The following is a 15,912-nucleotide window of genomic DNA, read 5'->3' as shown; positions in this document are numbered from 1 at the left end:
CTCTCGTCGTTTTCAGTTCACGAGCAGCGCGTGAGATTTGAATCAGGGAGGTCGCGCGCAGCGAGCGAGCACGTCCGACCGTGGTTCAAATCTCACCCTCGGCGCCTCTCGTTTCCCACTTCCCGACAGTGATTGCTCCGTCCTCGACATCGGCCAACACAAGAAAAATACGACTGCGCGGTGTGTAGTCGGCAATGGCCCTCTCGGATGTCCTCCTCTTCCCGCTGGGATTAGCCGCCCTCCTCGTCGCCGTCCCCATCGTCGTGTTGTACCTCATCCGCCCGGACCCCGAACGGGTGGAACTCCCCACCTTCCGGTTTCTGGTCTCCGAGGAGCGCCAGCAGGCGACCACCCCGCTTTTCGAACGGCTTTCGCGAAGCGTCCTGCTTCTGATACAACTGCTTGCGATACTGCTGTTGGCGACGGCGCTGGCGACGCCGTACGTGCCCGTTTCGGAGCGCGAAACCGTCGAGGAGACGGTACTCGTCGTCGACACGAGCGCGAGCATGGCGACGACCGACGGCGGGGCGAGTCGGTTCGACCGCGCGGTCGCCGCCGCTCGCGAGGAGGCCACGAGCGCCACGTCGGTGATAACGACCGAGGGCGGCGGCCGCGTTCGCCTCCAGCGCGGGACGCCGAGCGACGCCCGGGGACTCCTCGCGGAGTTCTCGCCGACGGATGCCCCGGGAGACCTCCGTGGCGCCATCTCGCAGGCGTCGTCGTTGGCCGGCGAGAACGCCCGCATCGTCGTCGTGAGCGACTTTGCCGGCGACTCTTGGGGCGATGCGGTGACGACCGCCCGCGCTCGTGACATCTCGGTCGACCTCCGGCAGTTCGACCGCGGCGGCGAGGACAACGTCGGCTTCGTCAACCGCCGGCTTTCGGGCACGGAGGTGACCCTGTCGGTCCGGAACTTCGGCGACGACAGCGTCAGTCGGACGGTCACGCTGGGGGACCGCCGAACCGAACTCGAACTCGACGGTGGCGACACCGAAACGGTAACCTTCCCGGTCCCGGCCGGCCGGAGTCGCGCCGAGTTGTCCCCCGGCGACGACTTCGCGGTCGACGACAGCGTCTCGCTGGCCGCCCCCGAGGACCCGACCGTCGACGTGTTGGTGTTGACGAACGACGAGAACCGATACCTGACGACGGCGCTGTCGGTCGTCGACTCGGTGAACGTGACCGTCGAACGCCCGCCGACGACCATCGACGACGGCTACGACGTCATCGTCTACAGCAACGTCAATCGGGAGTCGCTGTTGCCGGGGAACGTCGAGAGCGGGCGGGAACTCCTCGCCGACGGCGGCGGTGTCGCGGTTCAGGCACAGCGGGAGATGCCCGAACGGTACGGCGACCTCCAGTTGGTCGAATCCTCGGGACCGCAGGCGGGGACGACGGTCCGGCGAAGTGCCGATTCGGAGTTGACCCGCGGCATCGACTTCCAGCCGCCCGACGAGTACCTCGCCGGCGAACTCCGAGAGGGCGAGTCGCTGGTCGAACTCCGCGACGGGTCGCCGCTCGTCGCCACCGCCGACCGCGGCCCCGGGCGAGTGCTGTACTACGGCTACATCGAGGACGCATCGAGTTTCAAGTTCAACTACCAGTATCCGGTGTTCTGGAAGCGCTCCGCGTTCCACCTCGCCGGCCGGGAGACGCTGCCGGCGCTGAACTACGCGACCGGCGAGACGGCGCGCTTCCAGGTCGACACCGTCTCGGGGCCTGACGGCCCGGTTTCGGGGCCGACCGTCAGTCTGCAGCGTGCCGGCTTCTACGGGACGGCCGACCGGCAGGTGAGCGCGTCGCTGCTCGACGAAGCCGAATCCGACACCGCCGTCGACCCGCTCGAAGACCGCTCGGGGTCCGTCGGCGAGTTGACGCGCGAAGAGCAGCGAACCGTTCCGCGCCCGCTCACCGAGTTCGTGGCGCTTGGCGCTCTCGCCGTGCTGTTGCTCGAAATCGGCTATCTCTACCGACGGGGGGACCTCTGATGTCGGTGTCCTACACCATCGGCGAGGAACTGACCGTCGGCCTCCAACAGCTGTGGCCGCTCGTGGCGCTGCCGATAGCCGTCGCCGTGTTGGCGTATCTCGTCTTCCGGCGGACGCCTGATTCGCGGTCGGCATCGGCCCGGAGCCGAAGACTCCTCTTTGCCAGTCGCGTGCTCGTCGTCGTGTTGCTCGTCGGCGCAGCGATGGGGCCGTTCACCGTCCAGACACAGGAGACGCCCGGTGAACCGAGCGTGACGCTTCTGACCGACGAATCGGACAGCATGGCGGTGTACGGCAACGTGACCGACGACCTCGTCGCCGACATCGAAGCGGCTGGCGTCCCGGTGACGAGAGCGACGGTCGGAAGCGGGACGGATTCACGAATCGGCGACGGCATCGCGGCGAACCTCAGGGAGAACGGCACGGTGGTCGTCCTCTCGGATGGACAGGTGACGGAGGGGCGACCGCTGTCGGTCGCCGCCGAGGAGGCCCGTCGGTTGAACGCGACGATTAACGCCGTCGAACTGCCGCCGCGTCGCACCGAGCGGGCGGTCTCGATGACCGGTCCCTCGACGACCAGCGTCGGCATCCCCGCCGAGTTCACCGCTACCGTCGACGGCGTCGGTGCCGAATCACCCGTCGAGGTCGAGATGCGAATCGACGGCGAAGTCGTCGAGACGCAGACGGTCGCCCCGGGCGAGTCGCTGTCGGTTTCTCACACCTTCGAGGAAATCGGCTCCCACCGCGTGACGGCGACCATCTCCGGCAACGACATCTACGCCGAAAACGACGTCTTCTATCGGAGCGTTCGCGTCGTCGAGAAACCGGACGTGCTGTACGTCTCCGGCGGCGGCTACCCGCTGGAGGGGTATCTGAACTCGCTGTACGACGTGACCAACGCCTCCGCCGTGCCCGATGACCTCGACGACTACGCGGCGGTCGTCGTCCAGGACACGCCGGCGAACCGCCTCGGCAACGTCAGTTCGCTCCAGGAGTTCGTCATCAACGGTGGCGGCCTCGCCGTCGTCGGCGGCGAAAACGCCTACGAGAACGGCGGCTACGACGAATCGCCCATCGCCTCGACGCTGCCCGTCCGCGTCGGAAATGCCACGGGTGGCACCGCCGACATCGTCCTGTTGGTGGACATCTCCGGCAGTGCTCGCGAGGGTCAATCCATCCAGAAGGCGGTCGCCCTGGACGTCCTCGACCAACTCGACGATGAGAACCGCGTCGGCGTCGTCGCGTTCAGCCACGTCGTCTATCGCATCGCCGACCTCCAGCCGTTGAGTACCTCCCGCGAGCGAACCGCCGACCGCATCCGTCGACTGCAGAGCGTCGGCGGAACCGACATCGCGAACGGGCTTCGGGGTGCCGACGAACTGCTCGGCAATCGCGAAGGGACCATCATCCTCCTGAGCGACGGCCAGACGGAGTTCGGCCCCCCGACGGCGGTCGCAACCCAACTCGGCCGGGAGGGGACACGGGTCATCTCCGTCGGGGCAGGTGAACGGGTCAACGAGCAGACGATGCGCCGCATCGCGGAGGCCTCCGGGGGGTCGTACTTCGCGGCCGACGAGACGAACCGCCTGCGACTGCTGTTCGGCGGCACCTCCCGACGGTTCGACGGCGAGAACCTCACCATCGTCACCCAGAACACGTTCATCACCTCGGGCGTGGAGTTGACGGCGAACCCCGGCCGGGCGAACGCGGTCGCGGTCAAACCCGGCGCCGATTATCAGGTCGCGACCGCCGACGGAACGCCCGCAATCGCCTCCTGGCGGTTCGGACTCGGCCGCGTCGTCTCGCTCACCGCCTACGACGAGGACGGCACCCTCGGCGGCCTGCTTGAACCGCCCGACTCGCTTGTCGTAACGAAGTCGGTCAACTACGCCATCGGCGACCCGGCGCGGACACGGACCGGCGTCACGGCGGTCGGCGACGCCCGGGTCGGCCGACCGACCGAGTTCACCTACCGCGGACGCTCTCGACCCGATGCCGAGGGCGTCACCCTCCGGCAGGTGAGCGAGGAGCGCTACCGGGGCGAGTTCACGCCCCAACAGCAGGGCTTCGGCGAACTACTCGACGCCGAGTACGCCGCCAACTACCCCGTCGAGTACGGCAGTTTCGGCCGGAGTCCCGAACTCCCCGCCGCAGTCGACACGACGGACGGGCGGACCTTCGAACTCGATGAGGGTTCACGAATCGCCGCACAGGCCAGACAGCAGTCCACCCGAGTCCGGACCGTCGAGGAGACGTGGGACTGGCTTGCGGTACTCGCGGCGCTGCTCGTCTTTGTCACGGAGGTCGTTGCCCGACGTGTTCAAGTGTATCGCGGACGCAGTTCACTGGAGAGTGGTCTCCCGTGAGTTCGCTGGGCCGTAGCATCAATCTCGGATTGGTCCTCCTCATCGTGTTGGCGCTGGCCGGCACCGCCGGAGCGACGGTGCTGTATCAGAACGCCACCGGCGACCTGCAGGACAAAAACGAAAACCTCCAGGAAGAAAACGAAGCGCTCCGAACGGAACTGAACGAGACCGAAACCGAATACCGACAGACGCAGGCGCGCGTCGACGAACTCGAATCACAACTGAACACCCGGAATCAGGACGTCGACCAGGTGGCCGACCAACTCGAGGCGACCCAACAGCAACTGAACGCGACCGAAGACGAACTCGCCCGGACCAGACAGTCCCTCCGGGAGTCCCAAGACCAAGTCGTAGAGTTGCGGACCGAGTTGGGCGACGTTCGAGCGGAGTTGGAAGACGTTCGGGATACCGTCGCGGACCTGGAAGACAGAAACGACGAGCTAGAAACCAGAAACCAGGAACTTGAGGACGATGTCCAAAATCTGGAAAATGATATCCAAGACCTAGAAGACAGAAACGACGACCTCGAAACCAGAAACCAAGAGCTCGAGAGTGACATTCAAGAACTCTGTAATAAGGAGAAAAACGCCAACGAAACCGTCTGTGAGGGGTACTGATGACGGACGAAGAAAGCGAAACGGAAACCGGCGCAGAAGTGGCCGACGACCGGCCCCGCGAACGGATGGCGGCGGCACTCAACGAGATACGCCGTGAGGGATTGAAGGCCGCGACCATCTATGCGGCCGTCGACGCGACGCTCGTCTTTCTCGCTGTGAACCTGCTCGTAATCGTCGTCGAGCCAGCAGCGATACCGGAGGTCCTCACCGTGCCGTCGTCGGTGACCGACGCCGTCGGGGACCTTCTCGGCCAATCGCTCGAGACGGTCGACGTTCCGGTATCGGCACTCCTCGCGACGGCCCTCGCGGTGGCCGTTTTCGGCGCGGAGTTGTGGCTTCGAAGCCGGCGGCCGCTCGTCGAGCGGTTCGAAGCCGCAAACCCCGCCGTCGCCGAGGCGCTGCGAACCGCCCGCGACACGGTCGCACGCGACAGCGACTCTCGGATGGCCGTTCGGCTGTACGAGGACGTCCTCGAACGACTGCGTGACACCTCGGGTGTCGCGTTGCTCGACGTGCGGCGCATCGCTGTCACCGTCGTCGTCGTCGTGGCGTTGAGTCTCGTGACCGTCCAGTTGGCCGCCGTCGACCTCGGTGGCGGGGACAGCGTCGGACCGGACGGCGACACCGACGCAGGCGAGGACACGCCGAACCCCTACACCGGACTGAAAGACGGTGATTCGGTCCTCGGCGACCCCGAAGACATCGACGCGGGCGACGACGACCTGGATGCCCAAATCGACTCCAGCGGCGGCAGCGAGGACGTAGACGACACCCAGCAGTTCCCGTCCGACAGCATCGACCGCGGGTCGTCGGGTGGGTCGAACAGCGCCGACGGACAACAGGCCGGCTACGCCGAGCCGGAGCAACTGGAGGACGCGGAGCTCATCCGCGAGTACAACCTCCGCATTCGCGACGAGGAGAACACATGAGTACGGACCACGACATCGACCGACTACAGGAGAAGATAGCGACCGCACGCGAGGAAATCGGCAAGCGAATCGTCGGCCAACACGAGGTGCTTGAGGGGTTACTCGTCTGCATTCTCGCCGACGGGAACGCGCTGCTCGAATCCAATCCCGGACTCGGGAAGACGACGATGGTGCGGACCATCGCCGAGGTGACCGACCTCCAGTTCTCACGGGTGCAGAACACGCCCGATTTGATGCCCTCCGACATCACGGGAACCGAAATCATCCGCGAGACGGAGACGGGCCGGGAGTTCGTCTTCGAGAAGGGCCCCATCTTCGCCAACGTCGTGTTGGCCGACGAAATCAACCGCGCGACGCCGAAGACCCAGGCCGCGCTGCTCGAAGCGATGCAGGAAAAACAGGTGACTGCGGCGGGGGAGACCTACCAACTCCCACAGCCGTTCTTCGTCCTCGCGACGCAGAACCCCATCGACCAGTCCGGGACCTACCCGCTTCCGGAGGCCCAGACCGACCGCTTCATGCTGAAACTGTTGCTCGATTACCCCGAGTACGACGAGGAGCAGGAAATCGTCGACATGTTCACCGGCGACCGTCCGCAGGTGCCGGTCGAGCAGGCGCTCACGCGGGCGGAGATTCAGGAGATTCAGCAACTCGTCAGGGAAGTCCCCATCGCCGACGACCTCCGCGACCGGGCGATTCAGTTGGTCCGTCGGACCCGCGAGGCCGACGAAATCGAGTTCGGCGCCAGCCCGCGAGCGAGCATGGCGCTCGTGTTGACCGCGAAGGCGCGGGCGTTCCTGCAGGGCCGGACACACGTCGCAAGCGAGGACATCGACGCGCTGGCACCGGCCGTCCTCCGGCACCGAATCATCCTCGATTTCCGAACCGAGCGCGAGGGGCGGACGGCCGACGACGTCATCGAGTCGCTGTTGGAGTGACGATGTCCGAGAACACGTCAACGAGTGGAGGCCGGCCGTGACTATCGACCCGTCGTTTCTCGACGGTCTCGGCCGGTTCCGTGCGGCGCTGAACCGCGAGACCACCGAACTCCGGCAGGGCGACCAGCAGTCCCCGCGGGTCGGAGAGGGGTTGACGTTCAGCGACTACCGCCGCTACTCGCCGGGTGACGACACGCGACTCATCGACTGGAAACTGTTCGCCAGAACGGACGAATACTTCATCAAGCAGTTCGAAGAGGAGCGTAGTCTCACGGTCCACCTGCTGGTCGACACGAGCGGGTCGATGGACTACGGCGACGGCGACGCCCACAAGTTCGAGTACGCCGCCAAACTCGGCTTGGGCTTTGGGTACCTCACCGCCGAGGAGAACAACGAGTTCCAGTTTTCGACGTTCCGGGAGTCGGTCGACCGACTCGACACCGGCCGGTCGAACCGAGGGGAGGTGCTCGCGCTCATCGAGCAGTTGAACGGCATCACCCCGTCGGGCGAGGTGGATTTCGAGGCCGCTCTCCTCGAATACGCTGAGCGAATCCGGTCGCGGTCGCTCGTCGTCGTCCTCAGCGACTGTCTCGCCGACCCCGAACCCATCGAATCCGGCATCGCCTCGCTCGTCCGCAACGACATCGAGGTGTTGCTCGTTCGTGTCGTCGCCCCCGAAGAGCGCGACCCCGGCGTCGTCGGGGACGTGCTGTTCGCCGACCCGGAGGGCGAGGAGACCCGACGGTCGTACTTCAGCGGGTCGCTCGCCGACACCTATCGGAGCCGACTCGACGCACACGTCGACAGCGTCTCCAACCGCGTGACTGCACTCGGTGCCGACCACGTCCTCGTCGACACCGGCGCCGACTACTTCGACGCCTTCGCGAGTGTCTGGCTCGGCTGACACACCGGCCCACTCGTGGCAAATATCGCCACGTTCATGCGCGGGTCACACGGCCATCCGGTATGGACATCGTCGAGAACACCCTCGGTGTCGACATCGGGGCTTTCCTCGCGCGACCGCTGTTCGGCCACCTCGCGACACAGGCCACCGGAGGCCCCCGTGAATCACCCGTCTGGTACCTCTGGGAGGACGACGCGGCGTGGATTCTCGGTGACGCCGCGACCGACACCTTCCCGGCCCGCATCGAGGAGACGCCCGCCTGTTCACTCGGCGTCGTCGATTTCGACGCCGAACGCGGCCTCGTCCAACACGTCGGCCTGCGGGGACGGGGGACCGTCGAGCCGTTCGACCGGGAGTTGGCCGAACGACTGCTTGCGCGGTACCTCGGCCCGGATTCGACGGATTGGGACCCCCGGTTTTCGGGGTACGTCGCCGACCCGACGGAGACGGCGCTGTTGGTGCGCATCGAACCGAAAACCGTCGTCGCCCGCGACCAGTCGTACGCGCCCGCTCCGGTGCGGTAGCCCTACACTCCGCCGCCGTAGTCGCTCTCGCCGGTGCGGTCCTCGGCGAACCCGCCGCGGATGGCTATCCAGCCGATGACGGAGACGAACAGAATCGGCGGCATCAGCAGGAATCCCCACAGGGGGTCCAACCCCCACTGGAGGAGGAGTGCCAGATTACCGACCCCCAACGCGACGAACGGGATGGTGATGAGTGCGGCGACCTTCCGACCCTTCTTGAACCCGCCGCCGTCGGTCCCCTCGTCGTCCATATCTGCCGTTGGGTCTCCGCCGAGAAAAGCGCCTCGCTCTGCCGGCCAACCAGATATAATTTCCGGTATAATAACAGTAAATAAGATTCGAAGTCAACGAAAGAACGGTGCCGGCCATCGTTACTCCCCCACCCACCCCACCGGCACCGCCCTGTCGCCGAACCGCTTACAGGAGACCGAGCGCCGACCCGACCTCGTAGCCGAGTTTCGCCGTCTCGACGGTGACGGTGTTCGTGATACCGACACCCTCGACGGTCACGTCGTCGGACTCGTAGGCGTCGACGGCCGCCGCACCCGTGTCCTCGGCCTCGGCGATGTCACTGATGGTCCCCTCGTCGGTCCTGACCCGAATCGTCGGGTCGTCTTCGCCCTCCTCGAAGGAGACGACTTCGGCGTTCTCGTTGGTGACCGCGGTGTAGGTCACCGTGCCGTTGTCCCCTTCGACGGTCATCGCAACCCGCTCGTCGGCGAAGCGGTCCGTGATGACATCCGGCGCGTCGCCGATGTTGTCGTTGTACGCCTGAGCGACCGATTGGGCGTCACCGTCGGCGGACTGGGCGGCGACCGCCGCGGGTGCCGCGACCAACCCGAAGAGCAGGACGACCGCGAGTACGACCGCTTTCGGTGCGATTCGCATACCCGCTAGAAACGGTGTCCGATGCAAGTGTTTTCTGGCCGTTATGTTTCTCGATTTGGGCGATTCCACCGCTTACTCGCCGCGGAACTCCGGTTCTCGTTCCTCGATTCGGGCTTCGAACCCCTCGCGGTAGTCGCGGGTGTCGTCGAGTTCACGGCCGAGCGCGCGCTCCAGTTCCAGTCCCTGCTGCAGCGGGGTTTCGAGCGCCGCGTTGAGCGCTTCCTTGGCGTTCCGAAGCCCCAGCGGTGCGTTCTCACAGAGGTCGTCCGCGAAGGCTTTCGCGCGTTCGTCGACGGACTCGTCGTCACACACCTCGTGGACCAATCCACACTCCAGCGCCTCTTCGGGGTCGATGAACTCCCCGGTCAAGACGAGTTCCTTCGCTTTCGAGAGTCCGACGAGTCGGGGGAGTCGTTGGGTCGCCCCGCCGTGGGGGAACGTCCCCAGTTTCACCTCGATGACGCCGTAGGTGGCACCAGAGCCGAGGATTCGGAAATCGCAGGGAAGTGTCAGCTCGAAGGCACCGGCGGGCGCGGCGCGTTTGATGCCCGCGACGACCGGCTGTCGCGCCGTCTCGATGGCGTCGAGCAGTTCGGGGAACACCTCTCGGTTGATATTCGAGTCCTCCTCGACGCGGTCCCGCATCATGTGGAGGTCCATCCCCGCACAGAACACCGGCCCCTCACCGAGCAGGGTGATGGCACGTACGCCCTCGCGGGCGCTGGCCTGCTCGAAGGCGCTCGTCAAATCACCCATCAGGGCCTCGTTCATCGCGTTTCGTTTCTCGGGGCGGGCCAGTCGGATGTCCGCGCGGTGGCCGTCGGTGTCGAGCGTCGCCAATCCGGTGCCGATGGATTCCATACCCGCGACACCGCGGGAACGGGGTTAAAACTGAGGGGGAACGCTAAACGGGTGCGTCACTCGCCGGATGCGATACCCGACACCGCCTCACCGAGGTCGGAAATACCGCCGGTCAGGAAGTCGTTCACCGACCCGAGGATATCACCGACGAAGTCGGGAACCGGTCCGGGCAGGTCGCTCGGCGGGCCACGCTCGCCCGCGTCGCTGTCGTTGCTGTCGGGCTGTGCCGCCGCAGCACCCACGGCACCGACGAGAAGCGCACTCGCCGCAAGCACCGCGAGCAGTATCGATTTGGCTCTCATTGCATGCTTTCGTACCTGCCGTCGGTACTTGTACCGTCACGACCGTTTCGAGCCGTTCAGTCCGTTCAGGCCTCAAGCGACCGATTTTCGTCGGAATAAACGGTCTAAACGGTTGGCTCTATCTCACAACTCCGAGAGCGCTCGCTGTTCGCCCGGCAGTTCCGTCTCGTTGCCCCGCAGGTGGCTGGCGCGGGCCAGCAGGTAGCCGTCCGCAGGGCCGATGTCGCGCGGATGGGCGTCCTGTACCCACAGCGTCCGCCCCTGCGGACTCACCTCCCGGGCCCACTCACGAGCAAGCGCCTTCGAGTCGAAGGCGCGAAAGCGGCCCTCTTCGGCGACCCACTTCCCCACCGCCGAACTCACCCGGCGTGCGGAGGGCTTCAGCGCGACGGTGTAGGGGTCGCTCATACAACTCCGTCGTCGTTGGGACGCGAAAAGTTTTGGTCCTGCTTGCGAGACTGTTATACGATGACACACGAGGCGACCGTCGACGGCCTCGGCATCAGCGTCGACGACGGCGGCGAGGAGGGTGCACCGGTGGTTCTCCTGCGCGCCCGCGAGGAGACGCTGCCCATCTTCATCAGTGCCGACCAGGCTAAATCCATCTCTCACGCGCTCGAAGGCCGGCCGTTCGAGCGACCGCTCACCCACGACCTCTTCGTCGAGATGCTCACGGAGTTCGGCGGCGCCATCGACCGCGTCCGCATCGACGGCCTCGCCGAACACACCTTCCTCGCGAAAATCGACGCCGAACGCTACGTCAACGGCGAACGGACAGACGTGACCTTCGACGCCCGGCCGAGTGACGCCATCGCCATCGCGCTACGCGTCGACTGTCCCGTGTTCGTCTCCGAGGACGTCCTCGACGAGGCTGGGCGGCCACCCGAGGAGTTCGAAGTCGAGTGAGTTAGTGAGCGAAGATGCCGGCGAGGCTGTCGAAATAGAGGGCCCATCGATATCATCGGTTGATGGCGTTCTCGATGATGAGTGCACCAACGACGTATATCGGCAAAAGGAAGAGAATCAAGAGGACAGGAATCACGACGAACTCCGGCGTGTTTCCGTCCCCGGTCTCGTAAACGAGCGCCGCCAGAAGGAACACGACCAAAGCGAGGAACAGTTCCGTCCGATTCATACGGACAGCACGTCTCTGGTCGTGTTACGGTTTTTGATTGACTGAGCGTTCGTCGCGAGAGACGGTACTACAGCGCAGTCGGGTCGAAGCGCTCGTTGACGCCCGCCCACTCGCCCCCGTGGTCGTCGCGCGTGTCGATGTACGCCTCGACGCCGTTGCCGGAGGGGTCGTCGAAGTACAGCGCCTTGGAGATGCCGTGGTCGACCGGCGACACCGCGACGCCGCGCTCTTGGAGGGACTCATAGAGTGTCCGCAGCGCCGCCTCGTCGTCGAGTTCGAAGGCGGCGTGATACAGCCCGACGCCCGAGAGTGGGTCGGGGGCGTCGTCGCTGATGCCCTGCAGCGCGAGGTCGTGGTGGTGCTCGCCGAAGGTGAGGAAGGCGTATCGCCCGACGCGCTCCTCGACGGCGAGGTCGAAACAGTCGGTGTAGAAACCGACGGCTCGCTCGACATCGCGAACCTTCAGGTGGATGTGGCCGAGATGGGTCATACCGAACGTTGGTCACGGCCGCCGATAAGCCCCTTGCGCTATTCGCCGTCGCCGTCGTAGCGCTCGGCGGCGGATTCGAAGCCGAACTCCGCCTGCTCTTTCGAGCGTCGGCCCTCCGCTTCCGCGATGGCTTCGGGGTCCGGCGAGGCATCGTCGTCGATTCGCGCCCACGAGTCGTGGACCTTCGCGTGACACCACCGGCAGAGATACACCGTGATTTCGTGGGCCGTCTCCCGCCGGTCGTCGTCGCGGTATTCGAGGTGGTGTTCCTCCAACAGCGGCCGCTCGTCGTCGTGGGCGAGTCGGCGCTCTTCGAGGCCACACCGGAGACACTCCCGCGAGCGCTGCCGGGCCCGGAAATGGGGACAGTCGCCCCACGTCCACTCACCATCCGGGTCGGCCGCGGGGCACCGAAGGTCGTCTTCGTGGCGCTTCCGGGCGAATTCGGGGTCGTTGTGGCCGTGTTCGGCGGCGTACCGACACCGACCGTCGTCGGTGAGGAAATCACAGCGCTCGACGACGGCGTAGGGGTCCTCGACGCCGACCGAGGTGCCCTTCGGCGTCTTCTCCATGACCGGAGTGAGGCGTCGTCGGAGTTCAACCTTGGGTCGGCAAAGGCCTAACACGACCGCCACCGAACCCAGCAGGCATGAAACAGTCCTCCTTCCGCTATCTCGGGGCCTTCGACCTCGTGCTAGTCGCCGCCTTCCTCGCGGCGTTCGGCGTCGGCGCACTGGGGTCGACGCCAATCGCCCTGATGGTACTCGCGGGCGTCGCCGCCCTGCTCGCGGGAAGCCTCGCAGAACTGTCCGTCGGTCCCCTTTCCGTCCCGTGGCGAGGGTTTGCTGCCGCGACCTACCTGCTGTTCGCGGTACTTCTGCCAGCCACCTACCTCCCACACGTCATTGCCGGCACCGCGACGGCGAGCGAAACCGCGCTGTTCGCCGTCTCCTGTGTCACCGCCCTGCTGTTCGTCTTCATGGGCTTCGACATCGCTCGCGGCGGGAAGCACTTCCGAATCGAACCGAACGTCGAACGCGTCGTCGGTCGCTGACCGGCGTCGGGACGCGAAACCGGGCGTGACTTTTTATCGCATGGCGACTCACCCGAGGGCGTGCGCGTCGTCCACGAAACCGACGGAATCGAACGGGTCCTCGCCAGCGATGTCGACGTAGCCGACGGCCTCATCTCGCAGGGACTCGGGTTGATGTTCCGGCGGTCGATACCCGACGACTACGCGCTCGTGTTTCCGTTCGGCCGCCCGACGAAACGCGGCCTGCATATGCTGTGTGTCCCCTTCGACATCGACGCCGTCTGGGTCGTTGACGGGGAAGTTCAGGCGGTAAAGCGGCTCTCGGCGTGGACGGGCCGCGGTCGGGCGAGGGGAGATACGGTCCTCGAGTTGCCGGCCGGTGCCGCCGAGGGTGTCGAAGCGGGCGATAGCGTCCGCATAGAGGGGCTGTGACGGACTCGCCCGAAATCGTGCGCGAACCCGCAACTTAATCAACCCCGACGCCAATGTGTCTCCTGTACCCATGCCGAACACCAATACGGCAGAGGATAGAGTAAGTCGCCACGCGGCGGCTGGTCGAGAAATTCGACCGCTCATCTAACACAGAGGATTCTACCGTGACAACGCTATTCGGGGACCACCCAGCGACTGCTCCCCTCGAAGACTGCGAGGTACAGTTCCTAGACACCACGCTACGCGACGGCGAACAGGCACCGGGCATCTCGCTGTCGCCCGACGAGAAGGCCGACATCGCACTGGCGCTCGACGACGCCAACGTGGCCGTCATCGAGGCCGGCAGCGCCTGCACCGGCGCGGGCGAACGCGAAACCATCTCGCGGGTCACCGACCTCGGACTCGACGCCCGCGTGACGAGTTTCGCCCGCGGCGTCAAAAACGACATCGACCTCGCGCTCGATTGCGATGTCGACGGCGTCAACCTCGTGGTGCCGGCCAGCGACCGCCACGTCGAGGAGAAACTCGACACCACCCACGAGGCTGTCGTCGAGAAGACCGTCGACCTCGTGGAGTACGCCAAGGACCACGGCCTGTGGGTCGAGGTCCTCGGCGAGGACGGCTCACGCGCCGACCTCGAGTTCCTCGAGGAGTTGATGGGCGCGTCGATGGACGCCGGCGCCGACCGCATCTGTGCGCCCGACACCGTCGGCCACGCCACGCCCGACCGGATGTTGGACATTTACAGCCGACTCTCCGAACTCGGCCCCACGTCGACACACACCCACGACGACCTCGGGTTGGCGGTGACGAACACCCTCGTCGCCGTCGCCGCGGGGGCGGACCTCGTCCACGGCACCATCAACGGCATCGGCGAGCGCGCCGGCAACGTCGCCATCGAGGAGGTCGCCATCGCCTTGGACCACGGCTACGGCGTCGAGACGCTCGACACCGAGAAACTGTACGACCTCGGGCAACTCGTCTCCTCGTCGACCGGCGTGCCGCTGGCGCCGAACAAGGCCGTCGTCGGAGAGAACGCCTTCACCCACGAGTCCGGCATCCACACCGACGGCACGCTGAAAGACGACGCGATGTACGAGCCGTACCCACCCGAAAAGGTGGGCCGTGAGCGCCGTCTCGTCCTCGGAAAACACGCCGGTCGCGCCGGCGTCGAGGCCGCCCTCTCCGAACACGACATCGAGGTCAGCGACGACGAACTCGCCGAAGTCGTCTCCCGCGTGAAGGCGCTCGGCGACCGCGGCAAGCGCATCACCGACGCCGACCTCCTGACTATCGCCGAGGAGGTCCAGGGCCGGGAGTACGACCGCCGCGTCGAGTTGGTCGACCTCACCGCCGCCTCCGGCAGCGGGACCCCGACCGCTTCGGTTCGACTGACCGTCGACGGTGAGGAACGGGTCGCCTCGGGGACCGGTTCCGGGCCCGTCGATGCGGCCATTGCCGCCGTCCGCTCGGCGCTGGGTGCGGCCGCAAACGCCCAACTGGAATCATACCACGTCGACGCCATCACCGGCGGCACCGACGCCGTCGTCACCGTCGAGGTGGAAATGTCCCGCGGCGACCGGACAGTCACCGTCGCCGCTTCGGATTCCGACATCACAACTGCCTCGGTTCGAGCAATGGTCGACGCCCTCGACCGCCTGCTCGCCGACGAGGAGACGCCGGTGTTGGCTGACGACTAACACCCACTTTTTACTCCCTCGGGTTCCGCGCCGCAGGCGCGGAACCACTCAGTCGCAAAAACTTGGGGAAAAACAACCCGGACGCGACCGGAGGGAGCGTCCGGTGAACCGCTCGCGCCAGCGGCGCTCGCGGATACTGGTCGCACCGCCTCAGCAACGAGCGACGATAGCACGCCTTTCAGACCCTTTTTACGCGCCGACGCGATACGCACACTCAATGACGCGAATCGTCGTGGTCGACAACCACGGGCAGTTCACGCATCTTGAACACCGCGCGCTCCGCGATTTGGGCATCGACACCGAGATAGTCGACAACGAGACGCCACCCGAAGACGTCGACGCCGACGGCATCGTCCTCTCCGGTGGCCCCTCGATGGACCGCATCGGCCACTCGACGGACTACCTTGACGCCGACGTACCGGTTCTCGGCATCTGTCTCGGAATGCAGTTGATAGCCGACGAGTTGGGCGGCCGCGTCGACTCCGGCGAGTACGGCGGCTACGCCGACGTGACCGTCGAGATAACCGACGACGACGACCCGCTCGTCGGGTCGCTCGCACCCGAAACGCGCGTGTGGGCCAGCCACGCCGACGAGGTCACGGAGGTTCCCGAGGGCTTCGCCCGCACTGCGAAAAGCGACGTTTGCGGCGTCGAAGCGATGAGCGACACCGACCGGAACCTCTACGGCGTCCAGTGGCACCCCGAAGTCGCCCACACCGAACGCGGCGAAGAGGTGTTCGAGAACTTCCTCGCGGTTTGCGAGTCGGTCTGAACCACCTCCGAGCCTTTTAACCGCGCTCCGACC

20 protein-coding genes are annotated in these 15,912 nt (G+C 65.9%); 12 read left to right on the top strand and 8 right to left on the bottom strand.

What is annotated here, in order from left to right:
* The first annotated feature begins 194 nt into the window (after positions 1-194).
* The 7 genes from NMP98_RS09715 to NMP98_RS09685 all read left to right on the top strand — a co-directional run bounded on the left by NMP98_RS09715 (position 195) and on the right by NMP98_RS09685 (position 8,266).
* Positions 195-1,988 (top strand): vWA domain-containing protein, encoded by a 1,794-nt coding sequence (locus NMP98_RS09715; protein WP_254857369.1) that lies wholly within the window; start codon positions 195-197, stop codon positions 1,986-1,988.
* The gene (locus NMP98_RS09710; RefSeq protein ID WP_254857368.1) at positions 1,988-4,354 is read left to right on the top strand and encodes a VWA domain-containing protein; all 2,367 of its coding nucleotides are present in this window, start codon (positions 1,988-1,990) and stop codon (positions 4,352-4,354) included. Before NMP98_RS09715 ends, NMP98_RS09710 begins: the two co-directional genes overlap by 1 nt.
* Positions 4,351-4,971, top strand: a complete 621-nt coding sequence (locus NMP98_RS09705) for a coiled-coil domain-containing protein (protein WP_254857367.1) — start codon at positions 4,351-4,353, stop codon at positions 4,969-4,971. Before NMP98_RS09710 ends, NMP98_RS09705 begins: the two co-directional genes overlap by 4 nt.
* Positions 4,971-5,900: a DUF7502 family protein gene (locus NMP98_RS09700; RefSeq protein WP_254857366.1), complete on the top strand. Its 930-nt coding sequence runs from the start codon at positions 4,971-4,973 to the stop codon at positions 5,898-5,900. The genes NMP98_RS09705 and NMP98_RS09700 overlap by 1 nt, the downstream gene beginning before the upstream one ends.
* Positions 5,897-6,838: an AAA family ATPase gene (locus NMP98_RS09695; RefSeq protein WP_254857365.1), complete on the top strand. Its 942-nt coding sequence runs from the start codon at positions 5,897-5,899 to the stop codon at positions 6,836-6,838. The genes NMP98_RS09700 and NMP98_RS09695 overlap by 4 nt, the downstream gene beginning before the upstream one ends.
* A gap of 37 nt (positions 6,839-6,875) precedes the next feature.
* A complete protein-coding gene (locus NMP98_RS09690; RefSeq protein WP_254857364.1) occupies positions 6,876-7,742 on the top strand; it encodes a DUF58 domain-containing protein in 867 nt (288 codons plus the stop codon).
* Positions 7,743-7,804: 62 nt separating this feature from the next.
* A complete protein-coding gene (locus NMP98_RS09685) occupies positions 7,805-8,266 on the top strand; it encodes a pyridoxamine 5'-phosphate oxidase family protein (protein WP_254857363.1) in 462 nt (153 codons plus the stop codon).
* A gap of 2 nt (positions 8,267-8,268) precedes the next feature.
* Here NMP98_RS09685 and NMP98_RS09680 read toward each other — a convergent pair whose 3' ends face one another.
* From NMP98_RS09680 to NMP98_RS09660, 5 genes are all read right to left on the bottom strand, one after another.
* Positions 8,269-8,517 carry a DUF8142 family protein gene (locus NMP98_RS09680; protein WP_254857362.1) on the bottom strand — a complete coding sequence of 83 codons (249 nt, stop codon included), beginning with the start codon at positions 8,515-8,517 and terminating at the stop codon, positions 8,269-8,271.
* 166 nt (positions 8,518-8,683) lie between these two features.
* Positions 8,684-9,154: a hypothetical protein gene (locus NMP98_RS09675; protein WP_254857361.1), complete on the bottom strand. Its 471-nt coding sequence runs from the start codon at positions 9,152-9,154 to the stop codon at positions 8,684-8,686.
* A 72-nt stretch (positions 9,155-9,226) separates the two neighbouring features.
* Entirely contained in the window at positions 9,227-10,015 is a 789-nt protein-coding gene (locus NMP98_RS09670) for an enoyl-CoA hydratase/isomerase family protein (RefSeq protein WP_254857360.1), read from the bottom strand.
* 56 nt (positions 10,016-10,071) lie between these two features.
* Positions 10,072-10,317 (bottom strand): hypothetical protein, encoded by a 246-nt coding sequence (locus NMP98_RS09665; protein WP_254857359.1) that lies wholly within the window; start codon positions 10,315-10,317, stop codon positions 10,072-10,074.
* 123 nt (positions 10,318-10,440) lie between these two features.
* The gene (locus tag NMP98_RS09660) at positions 10,441-10,725 is read right to left on the bottom strand and encodes a DUF8081 domain-containing protein (RefSeq protein ID WP_254857358.1); all 285 of its coding nucleotides are present in this window, start codon (positions 10,723-10,725) and stop codon (positions 10,441-10,443) included.
* A 60-nt stretch (positions 10,726-10,785) separates the two neighbouring features.
* Between NMP98_RS09660 and NMP98_RS09655 the strand changes: the two genes are divergently transcribed.
* Positions 10,786-11,223, top strand: coding sequence for a bifunctional nuclease family protein (locus NMP98_RS09655; protein ID WP_254857357.1), 438 nt, complete (start codon positions 10,786-10,788; stop codon positions 11,221-11,223).
* A 52-nt stretch (positions 11,224-11,275) separates the two neighbouring features.
* Here NMP98_RS09655 and NMP98_RS09650 read toward each other — a convergent pair whose 3' ends face one another.
* From NMP98_RS09650 to NMP98_RS09640, 3 genes are all read right to left on the bottom strand, one after another.
* Complete coding sequence (locus NMP98_RS09650) at positions 11,276-11,452, bottom strand: hypothetical protein (protein WP_254857356.1); 177 nt, start codon at positions 11,450-11,452, stop codon at positions 11,276-11,278.
* A gap of 67 nt (positions 11,453-11,519) precedes the next feature.
* Complete coding sequence (locus NMP98_RS09645; RefSeq protein ID WP_254857355.1) at positions 11,520-11,942, bottom strand: VOC family protein; 423 nt, start codon at positions 11,940-11,942, stop codon at positions 11,520-11,522.
* Positions 11,943-11,980: 38 nt separating this feature from the next.
* Positions 11,981-12,514, bottom strand: coding sequence for a DUF7097 family protein (locus NMP98_RS09640; protein ID WP_254857354.1), 534 nt, complete (start codon positions 12,512-12,514; stop codon positions 11,981-11,983).
* 77 nt (positions 12,515-12,591) lie between these two features.
* Between NMP98_RS09640 and NMP98_RS09635 the strand changes: the two genes are divergently transcribed.
* The 4 genes from NMP98_RS09635 to NMP98_RS09620 all read left to right on the top strand — a co-directional run bounded on the left by NMP98_RS09635 (position 12,592) and on the right by NMP98_RS09620 (position 15,879).
* Entirely contained in the window at positions 12,592-12,996 is a 405-nt protein-coding gene (locus NMP98_RS09635; protein ID WP_254857353.1) for a DUF7994 family protein, read from the top strand.
* A 60-nt stretch (positions 12,997-13,056) separates the two neighbouring features.
* Positions 13,057-13,407 carry a DUF192 domain-containing protein gene (locus NMP98_RS09630; RefSeq protein ID WP_254857352.1) on the top strand — a complete coding sequence of 117 codons (351 nt, stop codon included), beginning with the start codon at positions 13,057-13,059 and terminating at the stop codon, positions 13,405-13,407.
* A gap of 164 nt (positions 13,408-13,571) precedes the next feature.
* Complete coding sequence (locus NMP98_RS09625; RefSeq protein ID WP_254857351.1) at positions 13,572-15,107, top strand: (R)-citramalate synthase; 1,536 nt, start codon at positions 13,572-13,574, stop codon at positions 15,105-15,107.
* A gap of 217 nt (positions 15,108-15,324) precedes the next feature.
* Entirely contained in the window at positions 15,325-15,879 is a 555-nt protein-coding gene (locus tag NMP98_RS09620; RefSeq protein WP_254857350.1) for a GMP synthase subunit A, read from the top strand.
* Positions 15,880-15,912: the final 33 nt, after the last annotated feature.

Origin of the sequence: Natronomonas gomsonensis (genome assembly GCF_024300825.1) — an archaeon.
Taxonomy (GTDB): domain Archaea; phylum Halobacteriota; class Halobacteria; order Halobacteriales; family Haloarculaceae; genus Natronomonas; species Natronomonas gomsonensis.
This window is presented reverse-complemented; position numbering and strand designations above follow the sequence as displayed.

Excerpts from the sequence above, each read along its gene's own strand:
- NMP98_RS09715 (WP_254857369.1), top strand. The coding sequence starts at position 195 with ATGGCCCTCTCGGATGTCCTCCTCTTCCCGCTGGGATTAGCCGCCCTC.
- NMP98_RS09710 (WP_254857368.1), top strand. The coding sequence starts at position 1,988 with ATGTCGGTGTCCTACACCATCGGCGAGGAACTGACCGTCGGCCTCCAA.
- NMP98_RS09700 (WP_254857366.1), top strand. The coding sequence starts at position 4,971 with ATGACGGACGAAGAAAGCGAAACGGAAACCGGCGCAGAAGTGGCCGAC.
- NMP98_RS09695 (WP_254857365.1), top strand. The coding sequence starts at position 5,897 with ATGAGTACGGACCACGACATCGACCGACTACAGGAGAAGATAGCGACC.
- NMP98_RS09685 (WP_254857363.1), top strand. The coding sequence starts at position 7,805 with ATGGACATCGTCGAGAACACCCTCGGTGTCGACATCGGGGCTTTCCTC.
- NMP98_RS09680 (WP_254857362.1), bottom strand. The coding sequence starts at position 8,517 with ATGGACGACGAGGGGACCGACGGCGGCGGGTTCAAGAAGGGTCGGAAG.
- NMP98_RS09675 (WP_254857361.1), bottom strand. The coding sequence starts at position 9,154 with ATGCGAATCGCACCGAAAGCGGTCGTACTCGCGGTCGTCCTGCTCTTC.
- NMP98_RS09670 (WP_254857360.1), bottom strand. The coding sequence starts at position 10,015 with ATGGAATCCATCGGCACCGGATTGGCGACGCTCGACACCGACGGCCAC.
- NMP98_RS09665 (WP_254857359.1), bottom strand. The coding sequence starts at position 10,317 with ATGAGAGCCAAATCGATACTGCTCGCGGTGCTTGCGGCGAGTGCGCTT.
- NMP98_RS09660 (WP_254857358.1), bottom strand. The coding sequence starts at position 10,725 with ATGAGCGACCCCTACACCGTCGCGCTGAAGCCCTCCGCACGCCGGGTG.
- NMP98_RS09655 (WP_254857357.1), top strand. The coding sequence starts at position 10,786 with ATGACACACGAGGCGACCGTCGACGGCCTCGGCATCAGCGTCGACGAC.
- NMP98_RS09650 (WP_254857356.1), bottom strand. The coding sequence starts at position 11,452 with ATGAATCGGACGGAACTGTTCCTCGCTTTGGTCGTGTTCCTTCTGGCG.
- NMP98_RS09645 (WP_254857355.1), bottom strand. The coding sequence starts at position 11,942 with ATGACCCATCTCGGCCACATCCACCTGAAGGTTCGCGATGTCGAGCGA.
- NMP98_RS09640 (WP_254857354.1), bottom strand. The coding sequence starts at position 12,514 with ATGGAGAAGACGCCGAAGGGCACCTCGGTCGGCGTCGAGGACCCCTAC.
- NMP98_RS09635 (WP_254857353.1), top strand. The coding sequence starts at position 12,592 with ATGAAACAGTCCTCCTTCCGCTATCTCGGGGCCTTCGACCTCGTGCTA.
- NMP98_RS09620 (WP_254857350.1), top strand. The coding sequence starts at position 15,325 with ATGACGCGAATCGTCGTGGTCGACAACCACGGGCAGTTCACGCATCTT.